The organism is Pseudomonas sp. A34-9, from assembly GCF_029543085.1.
Classification (GTDB): Bacteria; Pseudomonadota; Gammaproteobacteria; order Pseudomonadales; family Pseudomonadaceae; genus Aquipseudomonas.
The window spans coordinates 6,035,550-6,049,754 of record NZ_CP119967.1 but is presented as its reverse complement, the minus strand read 5'-3'; the positions used below and the strand labels follow the sequence as shown (position 1 = coordinate 6,049,754).

Sequence of the window (14,205 nt, the reverse complement as noted above, 5' to 3'; positions counted from 1 at the left end):
ATGTTAGGGCCTGGGTTTTGCCGGTAAGGGGCCTTGGGGTTTTGACTGAAAACATGCTGGGCAACTCGCCCGCTAAGGATTTTCAAGCATGCCGCGTTTGCATCGAGCCTTTGCTTTGATCGGATTGCTCTTGCTGGCTCAGACCGCAGCAGCGGAGAAGCTGCGGCTGGTGTTTGATATCTGGCCACCCTTTACCGACGACACGCTGGTCAACGGCGGACTGGCCACCGACATTGTCAGCACTGCGCTGGCCCGGGCCGGTTATGCCAGCGGTTATGAGCAGGTGCCGTGGGCGCGGGCGCTGCTTGGCGTTGGCGAGGGCCGCTACGATGTGTTGGTCAACGCTTGGTACAACGACGAACGGACCAGGCTGGGCCAGTTTTCCGGGGAATACCTGGTTAATCGCATCCGCTTTCTCAAGCGCAAAGACACGCCACTCGACTACGCCAATCTGCAGCAACTGCACACCTATCCGATTGCCGTGGTGCGCGGCTACGCCTATTCGGCGCCGTTCGATGCCGACACGGCGCTGCAGAAAGTCCCTGTGCATAACTTCGCCATGGCCGTGCGCATGCTCGCGGCGGATCGGGTCAAATTGACGCTGGAAGATGAGTATGTGGCGAAGTATTACCTGGCGCGCGAATCAGCCAAGGTGCGCAACTCGGTGGAGTTTTTGCCCAAGCCGTTGAGTGAGAACAGCCTGCATATATTGGTGAGCCTGAAGAATCCGCAGCATGAGCAGATTGTCGCGGGGTTTGACAAGGCGATTGCGGCGATGAAGGCGGATGGCAGTTATGAGCGCTTGCTGCGCCAGCATGGGATGTGAGGGCTGATCCAGAATCCCCTGTGTGGCTGATGGCCTCTTCGCGAGCAGGCTCGCTCCCACAGGGGGTCTGTGTCGTGCACAAATCCAGTGTGGGAGCGAGCCTGCTCGCGAAGGCGTCCTTTCAGCCAGCGCTGACCTCACTGGTGTCCTTGATCAAATGCGCCGCCAACGTGCGCAACGGCCCCAACTGCCGGCAGATCAACGCCAATTGCGTCTGCACCAACCGCTGCCCTTCATCAATCTCGTCAGGCATCTGCTCCAGCTCGTTGGCCAGCGCTTCTTCCTCATCACTCTGAATCGCCACCGGCTGCTTGTTCGCCAGCCCTTGGGCGATTTCATCGATGCTCGTCGCCAGTTTCACTCCGGCGCCATCAATCAAATGTTCGCGTACATCGGCCGGCAACTGCGTCTCGCGGTGTGCGCCAAGCCCTGACAGATAACTCAACAAGGTGTGCGACAGCACCAGAAAGCGGAAACCGACATCCGCTTCCTTACGGAAATGCCCCGGCTCCATGAGCATGTTCGCCAGCGTCGTCGACAGCGCCGCGTCGGCGTTGTGGGCGTTGCGCCGAGCCAGACGATAGGCGAGGTCATCGCTCTTGCCGGCGGCGTATTGCTGCATGATCTGGCGCAGATAGATGCTGTTGCAGGTCAGGGTGTTGGCCAGCACTTTATTCAGGCGTCGGCCCTGCCAGTCCGGCAGGAACAGGAATACCGTCAGGCCGGCAATCAGGCTACCGAGCAAGGTATCGAACAGGCGTGGCAGGAACAGCCCGTAACCGTCACCGACCTGGTTGAAGCAGAACAGCACCATGATGGTGATCGCTGCTGTCGCCAGGGTGTAGCGGGTGGTGCGGTTGGTAAAGAACACCACGCCGGCGGCAATGGCGAAACACGACTGCACCAACGGACTGGGGAACAGATCGAACAGCGCCCACGCCACGGTCAGGCCGATGGCGGTGCCAAGAATTCGCTGACCGAGTTTGCGCCGCGTCGCGCCGTAGTTCGGCTGGCAGACGAACAATGTGGTGAGGATGATCCAGTAGCCCTGCGACGGGTGAATCAAGTGCACCATGCCGTAGCCGATACTCAGGGCCAACGGCAGGCGCAGGGCGTGACGGAACAACAGAGACGTTGGCGTCAGCTGCGTACGCAAACGAATCCAGACATCCTTGAGATTGCGCGGCGAGCGGTCGAGCAAGCTGCTGTCGGTTGCATCGGCCAGGGCGTCGGGGTTGCTCGCGTCGCTGAGCAAACGGTCGAGGGTGCCAAGGTTGGCCGCCAGTGCGCGCAACGAGCGCAGGAGTCCGCGCCATGCCGGGTTGCTCTGGATACGCAGGTGTTCGAGGGAGGCGTCGAGGTCGCTCAGGGCTTCGGCGAAACTCGCGTCATAGATGAACGGCTGGCGCATCTGGATCGATTCAGCCAGTGCGCGGCAGGCCTTGCCTTGCTGGCGCAACAGGCGCTGGCAGCGGAACAGCACGTCACTGTGGAAGAACGCTTCCGCCAAGGCGTTGTACGGATAGTGCGAAGAGCTGGCGCGTTCGTGGATGTCCTGGGCGAGGAAGTACAGCTTCAGGTAACGGCTGACTTTCGAGCCGGGGCGGCCATTGCCGACCCGGTGCAGGATGATTTCCTTGGCACTGTTCAGCGCTGCCACCACGCGGCCGTTTTGCTGGGCCAGTTCCAGACGTCGGGCTTCGACGTCCATTTGCCGGATCGGTTCGAACAGCGAGGATTTCAACTTCAGGTAAAAACCCAGTTCGCGAAACAACCGCGCCAGGCTTTGCTGCACCGGCTGGTTGGAGAACATCGCCTGCCACAACACCGAGAGCAAGCCGTACCACGCGGCACCGGCAACCAGCAGCATCGGTTCATGCCAGAAATCGGTGACCGCGCCACCGCGCTGATCAACGCCGATCATCGTGTACACCGACAGGATCAACGTCGCCGAAGCAATTGCCCCATAGCGCTCGCCGAGCGCCCCGAGCATGGTCAGGCCGAAACTGGCCAGCGCCAGGGCAATGGCAAACACGATGGGGTAGGGGAAGAGCAATTCCACCGACAGCGCGGCGATGCTGAAACACACCAGCGTCACCGCGAGGGCATTGAGGCGGCCCTGCCAACTGTCGTCGGTTTCCGCCAAAGCGCTGGCGATGATGCCGAGGAACAACGGGATCAACAGGCCCATTTCATCCTGATACCAACACAGCGCCATGCTGCCGGTCAGGGCGATGAACACCCGCACGCTGTAGCTGAATTTATCCAGCGCCCACAGGCGCCGCAAAGACTGACGAAACGAGGTCGAGGACATGAAGTGCGAAGGCCTTCCGAGGCGATGCCGCTAAATTGAGCCAGTAATGACGCCGACGCAATGGCGCCGATCACATCTGACAGCAAAAAGTGTTCCTTGATCGCCCCGCGCTCTCTGTAGGAGCTGCCGAAGGCTGCGATCTTTTGATCCTGTTTTTTAAGATCAAGATCAAAAGATCACAGCCTTCGGCAGCTCCTACATGGAGGGTTTTGTATTTGGCTTTGAGTTAGACGTACTGCGCGGCGGCGTAGCCGGAGGCCCAGGCCCACTGGAAGTTGAAGCCGCCCAGATGGCCAGTGACGTCGAGCACTTCACCGATGAAGTACAGGCCCGGGCTTTTCAGCGATTCCATGGTCTTGGACGACACCTCGCGGGTATCGACGCCACCGAGTGTTACCTCGGCAGTGCGATAACCCTCAGTCCCCGCCGGCACGACTTTCCAGCTGCCCAGCTTGTCGGCGATTTCTGCCAGTTCCGCGTGGGTGTACTGCTTCATCGGCTTGGACACGAACCAGTTGTCCGCCAGCAGATTGGCCATCTTCTTGGTGAAGATCTCGCCGAGCAGGGTTTTCAGCTCGCTGTTCGGCCGCTCGGCTACTTGCTGTTGCAGCCAGGCGGCGGCGTCGTGATCCGGCAGCAGGTTGATTTCCACGGTGTCGCCGGATTCCCAAAACGAGGAAATCTGCAAGATCGCCGGGCCACTGAGGCCACGGTGAGTGAACAGGATGTTCTCGCGAAAGCTCTGATCGTTGCAGCTGACCAGACAATCCACCGACGTCCCGGACAACTCGGTGCACAGTTCCTTGAGCTGGTCGGTGATGGTAAACGGCACCAGTCCTGCGCGGGTCGGCAGCAGTTCATGGCCGAACTGTCTGGCGACTTGATAGCCGAAACCGGTAGCCCCCAAGGTCGGGATCGACAGACCGCCAGTGGCGATCACCAGCGACTGGCACTGGACTTGGCCCAGGGTGGTGTCGAGCAGGTAACCGCTCTCGACTTTCTCGATAGTCTGGATCGAGGTATCGAGGTGCAGTTCGACGCCAACTTGATCGCACTCGGTGAGCAGCATTTCGAGGATGTCGCTGGATTTGTTATCGCAGAACAACTGGCCGAGTTTCTTCTCGTGATACGGCACGGCGTGTTTGCCGACCATGCCGATGAAATCCCACTGGGTATAACGCGCCAGCGCGGATTTGCAGAAGTGTGGGTTCTGCGAGAGGAAATTGCTCGGTTCGGTGTACATGTTGGTGAAATTGCAGCGGCCACCGCCCGACATCAGGATTTTCTTGCCGGCCTTGTTCGCATGGTCGAGCAGCAACACCTGACGCCCACGCCCGGCGGCGGTCAGTGCACACATCAACCCAGCGGCGCCAGCGCCAATGATCACGACTTCGGTAGAGCGCAAAACGGTGTCCTCTTGGTGGGTCGCTACAAAACAAACTGTGGGAGCGAGCCTGCTCGCGAAAGCGGTGTGTCATTCAACATTGATGTCGACTGACAGATTGCATTCGCGAGCAGGCTCGCTCCCACAAGGGATCTTCGTTAAATGGAAGATCGTTTACAAAATACGCACGCGCAACGAACGGCCCTTGATCTTGCCGTCGTTCAAACGCTGCAAAGCCTGCATGGCCACGGTGCGGTCAACGGCTACATAAGCCTGGAAATCGAAGATCGCAATCTTGCCAACCTGCGCACCCGGAATGCCGGCGTCGCCGGTCAATGCGCCAAGAATGTCGCCCGGACGCACTTTGTCTTTACGACCAGCGCCGATGCACAGGGTAGTCATTGGCGGTTGCAGCGGTGCAAGGCCCTGGGACTTGAGGTTGTCGACCTGATCCCAGTTCAGCGGCGATTTCTGCAATTGTTCGATGGCTTGAGCGCGATGCGCTTCGCCCGGTGCAACCAGACTGATCGCGATGCCTTTCTCGCCAGCACGACCGGTACGGCCGACGCGGTGAATGTGGATTTCCGAATCGCGGGCCAGTTCGACGTTGATCACCATGTCCAGCGCGTCGATGTCCAGACCACGGGCGGCGACGTCGGTGGCAACCAGTACCGAAGTGCTGCGGTTGGCGAACATCGCCAGTACCTGATCGCGATCACGCTGTTCCAGATCGCCGTGCAGGCCGACGGCGGAAATGCCTTTGGCGGTCAGGTGATCGACGGTTTCCTGCACTTGCTGCTTGGTGAAGCAGAACGCCACGCAGGACGCCGGGCGGAAGTGATGCAGGACTTTGGTCACTGCGCTCATGCGATCTTCCGGGGAAATCTCGTAGAAACGCTGCTCGATCTGCGTGTCATCGTGGAACGCTTCGGCTTTCACCGTTTGCGGGTCACGCATGAACTTCGAGGCCAGTTGCTTGATGCCCACCGGGTACGTCGCCGAGAACAACAAGGTCTGACGACGCTCCGGGGTCTTGACGATGATGTCTTCGATGGCGTCGTAGAAGCCCATGTCGAGCATGCGGTCGGCTTCATCGAGGATCAGCGTGTTCAGGCCATCGAGGACCAGCGAGCCCTTGCGCAGGTGCTGCTGGATGCGCCCCGGGGTGCCGACGATGATGTGCGCGCCGTGTTCCAGCGAAGCGATCTGCGGGCCGAACGACACGCCGCCGCACAGGGTCAGCACCTTGATGTTGTCTTCGGCACGGGCCAGACGACGGATTTCCTTGGCAACCTGATCGGCCAGCTCGCGCGTCGGGCAAATCACCAGGGCCTGGCAACCGAAGTAGCGCGGGTTGATCGGGTTGAGCAGGCCGATACCGAATGCGGCGGTCTTGCCGCTGCCGGTCTTGGCCTGGGCGATCAGGTCCATCCCCTTGAGAATCACCGGCAAGCTCTGCGCCTGGATCGGCGTCATCTGGGCATAACCGAGGGATTCGAGGTTAGCCAGCATGGCGGCGGACAGTGGCAGAGTATTAAAAGCGGTGGCGATGGTGGTCACGGGACTGGCCTGCAAAACAAAATGTCGCGCAGTGTAGCAGCCCCGTGCCACTTTCTTCGAAAGTTCTGGACGAACAGTGGTCAGTGTTCGATGTGTTCTTGCGGGCGTTTGGCGCGGCGGCCGTCTTCTTTCGACAGTTGCGAGAAGATCGTCGCGGCAAGCATCGCCATGATCCCGACGGTGACGAAGGTCAGTTGGAACGCGCCCAGCACGGTCTCGACGCCATCGTTACCAATCTCCGCAGTAAATCCGCCGAGCAACGCACCGGCGCAGGCAACCCCAAGACTCAACGACAACTGCGCCACCACCGAGAGCAAACTGTTGCCGCTGCTGGCGCTCGCATCATCGAGGTCGATCAGGGTCACCGTGTTCATCGCGGTAAACTGCAGCGAGTTGATCGCTCCGAGAATCGCCAGCAGACACAGCAACAACCAGTACGGCGTCTGCTCGCTGACCAACCCCATGCTCGCCAGCATAATCCCCAGCGCCAGCGTGTTGCCGGTGAGGACAATGCGATAACCGAGTCGCTCGATCAGCGGCCGCGCCACCCACTTGGCGATCATCGCCGCCGCGGCCAGCGGCAGCATGCTCATCCCCGCCTGCGACGGTGAATAACCCAGCGCCACTTGCAGCAGCAACGGCACCAGAAACGGCAGTGCGCCGCTGCCCAGACGGGCGAACAGGTTGCCGAGAATACCGACGGCAAAGGTGCGGGTCTTGAACAGCGACGGTGCGAACAGCGGGTTTTCAATGTGCCCGGCTCGCAACCAGTACGCTGCCAGACAGGCCATGCCGCCGAACAGCAGCAACATCACGCGCAGGTGCGGCAAGTGCAATTCGCCGAGTCCTTCCATGGCGATGGTGATCAGGATCATCGCCGCGCCGAACAGCAGGAAACCCAGACTATCGAAGCGCGTGCGCTCGGTGCCGCGCAGATCCGGAATGAATTTCCACACCGCGTAGCAACCGATGACGCCGACCGGCAGGTTGATCAAAAAGATCCAGTGCCACGTCAGGTATTCGACCATCCAGCCGCCCATGGTCGGGCCGATCAGCGGGCCGAGCAGGCCGGGGATGGTGATGAAACCCATGATCCGCACCAGCTCGGATCGTGGATACGCGCGCAGTACCACGAGCCTCCCGACGGGCAGCATCAGTGCGCCGCCCAGGCCCTGAATGACGCGCGCACCGATCAGCATGCTCAGGCTGCTCGACAGGGCGCAGAGCAGTGAGCCGAAGCTGAACAGCAGGATCGCGCCGAAGAAGATTTTCTTGGTGCCGAAACGGTCGGCGATCCAGCCCGAGGCCGGTATCAGCAAGGCCACGGTGAGCATGTAAGAGATGACCACGCCCTGCATGCGCAGCGGGTCTTCGGCGAGATCGCGGGCCATGGCGGGCAGCGCGGTGTTGAGGATGGTCCCGTCGAGGGACTGCATGAAGAACGCGATAGCGACGACCCACGGCAACCAGCGGGCGGTGATGGCGTCGAGAGGCGGGCGGTTGGGCATGGAACCTCTTGTCGTTGGAGTTAATGCATATCCATTGTCGAGCGCGGTCAGTGTGGGAGCGAGCCTGCTCGCGAAGAGGCCATTTCACTCAACATTGATGTCGACTGAGCTACCGCTTTCGCGAGCAGGCTCGCTCCCACAGGTTTTGCGTTTACAGGGTCAAGGTCAGCCGGCTGACCAGCGCGCCCGGCAGCAATGCCGAGGAGGTATTGCGCTGGCTATACGTACTCGCCGACAGCAGCAACTCGCGCTCGGCGGTCAACGCCTCCAGCTGCGAACCGAGCAGGCTGTAGGCGCTGTCATCGAAACGCATGGTGCTGACCGGCGCCTGGATCTCGCCGTTCTCGACCCAGAAGGTCGCGAAGCGGGTCATGCCGGTCATGCGCGCGGCCGGTTGATCCGAGTAGTTCAGGTACCACAGGTTGCTGATGTACAGCCCGGTGCCCAATTGCTTGAGGATCTCTGCTTGCGACAGATCACCCGCCGCCATGTTCAACGCACTCGGCATTTCACCGCCGCCGGCGCCGTTGGCAGTCAGACCGTATTCGGCGGCACTGCGCGAGCCCACCAGTTGATCACCCGCCTTGCCTTCGACGATCAGGCGCAAATCACTGCGTGGATAACCTTCGCCGGAAAACGCCGGGCTCAACGATTCGCTGACTTTCTCGTCCAGCGACAGCAGCGGACTGAATGCCTGATCGCCGACGTACAGCTTCTGCAACGGGCTGCTCTTGCTGGCAATCGACTGCGCCGAGAAACCGCCCCAGCTCAACATGCCCATGATTTCCTCCAGCGCCGCTGGCGCCAGGTATGCGCGGTACTGCCCCGGTGCCAAGGTGCGCAGCGGACGACCGAGAAATTCCAGTTGCTCGCGTGCCTGCTGGAAACGCTTGGCAAAACCTTCGCTGCTCCAGTCGTGTCCGGCGTAGCTGGCTTTGACCGCTTCGCCGTTTTCGTGAAACAGGCTGAAGTCGAAATTGAAGCTGTTGGCCTGATGCCAGCCGAACGCCCCTGAAGAACTGGCGAAACCACGGCTGATCGGGCCGGCGGCATAGAAGCCCACCAGATCCAGACCTTCAGCGGCGGCGCAGATTTCATCGACCACCTGTTCAGTGTCCGGCAGCGGATGTTCCTGCACGTTGTGGCTCTGCCAGCCGTTGTGGTTGAGCAGCAGATACGGATCCTGCGGCAGCAACGGCAAGGTTTCGCGCAGTTGTTGCAGGCCTTCGGCGAGGCGTTGCAAATCGCCTTCCTGATCACCGGACAGGGTGACTTGCAGGTCGGCGTGACGCCCGTCGTTGATCAACTTCAGAACGATGTTGGCCTGCTGTACTTGCCCGGCCTGACGCACCTTGGCGTGATTGAAACGCACAAACGCCGAAGACTCGGCGGCGTAGCTGAGGGTGAACTGCTCCGGCTCGCGCACGCTGTCACGCAGCCAATTGACCATGACCTTGAAGGCGTCGGACTGACTCTTCGAAATGCTCATCAGGCGTCTCCCCCAAACACATCAACGTTGCTGAATACGCAGGCCGGCGAAGCGTGGCCGACGCGGATCACCTGATTCGGTTCACCCTTGCCGCAGTTCGGCGTGCCCAGCACCTTGACGGTGTTGGCGTCGCCGACGGCGCGCAGGCTTTTCCAGAAGTGCGCAGAAATTGCCCGGTAGTTCGGATTTTTCACCACACCTTTCAGTTCACCATTTTCGATCAACTGACCCCATTCGCAGCCGAACTGGAATTTATTGCGCGCATCGTCAATCGACCACGAACGGTTGGTGCTCATCAAAATGCCGTGCTCGATGCCTTTGATCAACTGCTCAAGTGGCTGGTCGCCCGGTTCGATATTGAGGTTGGCCATGCGGTCGATCGGCGCGCGGTTCCAGCCACAGGCGCGACTGTTGGCGACGCCTTCCATCCCGGCACGATATTGCGACAGCGCACCGCCCAGCGGCCGCAGCAGCAAGCCATCGCGAATCAGAAATTGTTTGCTGGCCTGGGTACCGTCGTCATCGTGGCCATAGCTGGCGAGTTCTTCGGGAATGCCCGGATCGAAGGTCACGTTGAGCAGTTTCGAGCCGTATTGCAGGCTGCCGAAGTCACTCGCTTTAACAAAACTGGTGCCAGCGTAATTGCGCTCGTCGCCGAGGATGCGGTCGAGTTCCAGCGGATGGCCGATGGATTCGTGGATTTGCAACATCATCTGATCGGGCATCAGCAGCAGGTCGCGCGGGCCTTGCGGGGTGTTCGGCGCGAGCAGCAGTTGCAGGGCCTGATCGGCGACTTGCGGGCCGGCGCCGACCAGACCGCAACGGCTGATCACGTCAGCACCGCCCTGTTGGCCGAAGTTCTCGCGGCCGAGGCTGCGGGTCTGGCTGTCGTTGCCGTCGTAGGCGGTGACGTCGAGGCCTGGATAGACGAAGCGCTGGGCCTGGCGCAATTCGGCCCCGGCGCTGCTCAGGTAGATCTGTTCGACGTGGGTGATGCCGATGCTCACTTGCCAATTCACCAGGCGCTCATCCTTGGGCACCGAGGCGGATTCCGCGCCGAGCAGCTCGAAGCATTCGCTCAAGGACGGGAAGGGTTGTTCGAGATTGGGTGAAAAGTAATCAGCGCGGTCGCTCGATACGGGCTGATCACGCAGGTCGAGCAAGGCGTGCGGCTTGAGCCGACGGGCTTGCAGCTCGGCGCGTTCGAGGGCGGCTTGCAGGCCACGCTGCGACAGGTCATTGGTGGCGGCGTACGCCTCAACGCCGTTGACGCGAACGGTGAGCATCGCACCTTCGTCGCGGCTCAGGCTCGGCGGTTCGGCGACGTTCTTGCGTACCGACAGGTACTGGCCGGACTCGCGTACATACCGCAGGGAAAAAAACTCGGCGCCCGTGCGCAAGGCAGCGAAGCGCTGCTTGAGCTGGGGGTGGAAATCGAACATTCGGGAACCTCCTTGTCAGGGGGAAGCGGTAAAGCGACGGCGGGGAGGGGGTGAAATGGTTGCGCGAGGTCTAGAGTAGGCCTGCGTGGGGGTAGGATCAAGTGAAGAGGGGCTGTAGGAGGATTTACTGTGCAGCGGGGGAATTTGTGCTGAATGTGAGGGCCCCTTCGCGAGCAGGCTCGCTCCCACATTAAATCCTGAGCGCTCACACATTTTGTGTTCGCTGGAGATCTACTGTGGGAGCGAGCCTGCTCGCGAAGGCCGCGCCTCGGTATTACGTCTTACTGAGCAACCGGCGTGATATCACGCATCGGCTTGCCCTTCACCGGCGCACCGCCCGCTACGTAGTAGGCGGCGTTGCTGCGCGGCAGTGGCTTGCGGCCACGGATCTTGTCGGCGATTTTCTCGGCGATCATGATCGTCGGCGCGTTGAGGTTGCCGGTGGTGATGATCGGCATGATCGAGGCATCGACCACACGCAGGCTCTGCATGCCGTGCACGCGACCTTCGCCATCCACTACGGCCATCTCGTCGGTGCCCATCTTGCACGAGCAGGACGGGTGGAACGCGGTTTCGGCGTGCTCGCGGATGAACTTGTCCAGCTGCTCATCGGTTTGCACTTCAATGCCCGGGCTGATTTCGCGGCCGCGGAAAGCGTCCAGTGCCGGCTGTTGCATGATTTCACGGGTCAGGCGGATGCCGTCGCGGAATTCCTGCCAGTCCTGCTCGGTGGCCATGTAGTTGAACAGAATGCTCGGGTGCTGGCGCGGGTCTTTCGACTTGGCCTGGATGCGACCACGGCTTGGCGAACGCATGGAACCCATGTGCGCCTGGAAACCGTGCTCTTTCACACCGTTGCTGCCGTTGTAGTTAATCGCCACCGGCAGGAAGTGGTACTGGATGTTCGGCCATTCGAATTCCGGACGCGAACGGATGAAACCGCCGGCTTCGAACTGGTTGCTGGCGCCGATGCCGGTGCCGTTGAACAGCCACTCGGCACCGATCGCCGGCTGGTTGTACCAGAGCAGCGACGGGTACAGCGAAACCGGTTGGGTGCAGGCGTATTGCAGGTATAGCTCAAGGTGATCCTGCAGGTTTTCACCAACGCCCGGCAGATCGTGAACGACCGGAATGTCGAGCGATTTCAGCAGTTCGGCAGGGCCGACACCGGAACGCTGCAGAATCTGCGGCGAAGCGATGGCGCCGGAGCACAGCAGCACTTCCTTGCGGGCTTTGACGTCAACACGCTCTTCAGCATCGCCGACCAGGTAACGCACGCCAACGGCACGCTTGCCTTCAAACAGAATCTTGTCGGTCAGGGCGTGGGTGACGATGGTCAGGGTCGAACGCTTCTTGGCGACATCGAGGTAGCCACGGGCGGTGGAGGCACGACGGCCTTTCGGCGTCACGGTGCGGTCCATCGGGCCGAAGCCTTCCTGCTGATAACCGTTCAAGTCTTCGGTGCGCGGGTAGCCGGCTTGTACGCCAGCTTCAACCATGGCGTGGAACAGCGGATTGTTGCCCGCCTTCGGCGTGGTCACGCTGACCGGGCCTTCGCCACCGTGGTAGTCGTTCGGGCCGATGTCGCGGGTTTCGGCTTTGCGGAAGTACGGCAGGCAGTCGAGGTACGACCAGTCTTCCAGACCTGGCAGTTTCGCCCAGCCGTCATAGTCCATCGCGTTGCCACGGATGTAGCACATGCCGTTGATCAGCGAGGAACCGCCGAGGCCTTTGCCGCGCCCGCATTCCATCCGGCGACCGTCCATGTGTGGCTCTGGATCGGTCTCGTAAGCCCAGTTGTAGCGACGACCTTGCAGCGGGAATGCCAGAGCAGCCGGCATTTGCGTACGGAAGTCGAAACGATAGTCAGGGCCGCCGGCTTCAAGCAGCAGAACGGTGACGCCTTCGTCTTCAGTCAGACGGGTCGCCAGGGTGTTACCGGCCGAGCCGGCACCGATGATGATGTAATCGAATTCTTGGGACATTGAATGCACCCTCTTTGATAGTGGTCAGGTCGGGCCTGACGAGTGCTTTGCACTCGATTCGCGAGCAGGCTCGCTCCCACAGGAGACACTGTTCCAATGTAGGAGCGAGCCTGCTCGCGAAGACGGCCTCACGAGCAATACAAGACTCGGGTCTTAGAACACCGAGACGTAATCGCCCAGCTCGACCTGTACCGATTTGATGCGGGTGAAGTTGTTCAGCGAGCTGATGCCGTTCTCACGGCCAACACCCGACTGCTTGTAACCGCCAACCGGCATTTTTGCGTCGGACTCGCCCCAGGCGTTGATCCAGCAGATACCGGCTTCCAGTTGATGAATCACGCGGTGCGCGCGGTTCAGGTCTTTGGTGACGATACCGGCGGCCAGGCCGAAGTCGGTGTCGTTGGCGCGACGGATCACTTCTTCTTCGGTTTCGTAGGAGAGGATCGCCATCACCGGGCCAAAGATTTCTTCGCGGACGATGGTCATGTCGTCGGTGCAATCGGTGAACACGGTCGGAGCGACGAACGCGCCTTTGGCGAATTCGCCGTCGGTCAGACGCTCGCCGCCGCACAGCACGCGGGCGCCTTCTGCTTTACCCTTGGCGATGTAGCCGAGCACGCTTTCCATGTGCGGGAAGCTGACCAGTGGGCCGAAGTTGGTGTTTTCGTCTTCCGGGTTGCCGATGCGGATGCGCGCAACGCGCTCAACGATCTTGGCTTCGAAAGCGGCTTTCAGGTGCGCCGGAACGAACACGCGAGTGCCGTTGGTGCAGACCTGACCGGAGCTGTAGAAGTTGGCCATCATCGCAGTGTCGGCAGCGCGATCGAGATCGGCGTCGTCGCAGATGATCAGCGGGGACTTGCCGCCCAGTTCCATGGTCACGTCTTTCAGCGACGAAGCCGAAGCGCTGGCCATAACCTTCTTGCCGGTGTCGGTGCCGCCGGTGAAGGAGATCTTTTCGATGCGCGGGTGCTCGGTCAGCCAGGTACCGACTTCACGGCCGCTGCCGGTCAGCACGTTGAACACGCCGTTTGGAACGCCGGCTTCGGTGTAGATCTCGGCCAGTTTCAGGGTGGTCAGCGAGGTGACTTCGCTTGGCTTGAAGATCATCGCGTTACCGGCGGCCAGGGCTGGCGCGGATTTCCACAACGCAATCTGGATCGGATAATTCCACGCGCCGATACCGGCGACAACGCCCAGCGGCTCGCGACGGGTGTAGACGAACGAAGTGTCGCGCAGTGGAATCTGCTCGCCTTCGATCGCTGGCACCAGGCCTGCGTAGTATTCCAGCACGTCAGCGCCGGTAACGATGTCGACGTACTTGGTTTCGGAGAAGGATTTACCGGTGTCCAGGGTTTCCAGTGCGGCCAGTTCATCGTTGCGCTCGCGCAGGATGTCGACGGCACGACGCAGGATGCGCGAACGCTCCATGGCGGTCATCGCGGCCCAGATTTTCTGGCCCTTTTCAGCGCTGACCACAGCGCGCTCGACGTCTTCCTTGGTCGCACGTTGCACCAGTGCGAGGACTTCACCGTTAGCCGGGTTGATGGCTTCGAAGGTGGCATCGCTGCCGGCGTCGGAGTACGCACCATCGATGTAAAGTTTTTGCAGTTCGAAACGGGCCATAGTGTCCTCGCAAGTGCATTAGTGGTTGGCGTGACCACCGCGGTGAGGCTGCGGTGGCGTTCAGGGGCCGA

The 14,205-nt window shown here is 60.9% G+C and carries 9 protein-coding genes and 1 pseudogene; 1 reads left to right on the top strand and 9 read right to left on the bottom strand.

Features of this window, described 5'->3' with window-relative positions; translation table 11 throughout:
- Positions 1-88 precede the first annotated feature (88 nt).
- Positions 89-826 (top strand): transporter substrate-binding domain-containing protein, encoded by a 738-nt coding sequence (locus tag P3G59_RS27155; protein WP_277759656.1) that lies wholly within the window; start codon positions 89-91, stop codon positions 824-826.
- 121 nt (positions 827-947) lie between these two features.
- Here the strand turns inward: P3G59_RS27155 and yccS are convergent, their stop codons facing one another.
- The 9 genes and pseudogenes from yccS to betB form a co-directional block, all read right to left on the bottom strand.
- A complete protein-coding gene (gene yccS / locus P3G59_RS27150) occupies positions 948-3,140 on the bottom strand; it encodes a YccS family putative transporter (RefSeq protein ID WP_277759655.1) in 2,193 nt (730 codons plus the stop codon).
- Between the two features lie 226 nt (positions 3,141-3,366).
- Positions 3,367-4,545, bottom strand: coding sequence for an NAD(P)/FAD-dependent oxidoreductase (locus P3G59_RS27145; RefSeq protein WP_277759654.1), 1,179 nt, complete (start codon positions 4,543-4,545; stop codon positions 3,367-3,369).
- 35 nt (positions 4,546-4,580) lie between these two features.
- Positions 4,581-4,670 (bottom strand): annotated as a pseudogene (locus tag P3G59_RS29480) (metal ABC transporter ATP-binding protein); the annotation flags it as partial.
- A gap of 28 nt (positions 4,671-4,698) precedes the next feature.
- Positions 4,699-6,036: an ATP-dependent RNA helicase DbpA gene (dbpA, locus tag P3G59_RS27140; protein WP_230669476.1), complete on the bottom strand. Its 1,338-nt coding sequence runs from the start codon at positions 6,034-6,036 to the stop codon at positions 4,699-4,701.
- 128 nt (positions 6,037-6,164) lie between these two features.
- On the bottom strand, positions 6,165-7,592 hold the full coding sequence (gene mdtD, locus P3G59_RS27135; RefSeq protein WP_277759653.1) for a multidrug transporter subunit MdtD: 1,428 nt from the start codon (positions 7,590-7,592) through the stop codon (positions 6,165-6,167).
- 151 nt (positions 7,593-7,743) lie between these two features.
- Positions 7,744-9,081, bottom strand: coding sequence for a TldD/PmbA family protein (locus tag P3G59_RS27130; RefSeq protein WP_277759652.1), 1,338 nt, complete (start codon positions 9,079-9,081; stop codon positions 7,744-7,746).
- The gene (locus tag P3G59_RS27125) at positions 9,081-10,523 is read right to left on the bottom strand and encodes a TldD/PmbA family protein (protein WP_277759651.1); all 1,443 of its coding nucleotides are present in this window, start codon (positions 10,521-10,523) and stop codon (positions 9,081-9,083) included. Before P3G59_RS27125 ends, P3G59_RS27130 begins: the two co-directional genes overlap by 1 nt.
- Before the next feature lie 281 nt (positions 10,524-10,804).
- Entirely contained in the window at positions 10,805-12,508 is a 1,704-nt protein-coding gene (gene betA, locus P3G59_RS27120; RefSeq protein WP_277759650.1) for a choline dehydrogenase, read from the bottom strand.
- Positions 12,509-12,661: 153 nt separating this feature from the next.
- Positions 12,662-14,134 carry a betaine-aldehyde dehydrogenase gene (gene betB / locus P3G59_RS27115; RefSeq protein WP_277759649.1) on the bottom strand — a complete coding sequence of 491 codons (1,473 nt, stop codon included), beginning with the start codon at positions 14,132-14,134 and terminating at the stop codon, positions 12,662-12,664.
- Positions 14,135-14,205: the final 71 nt, after the last annotated feature.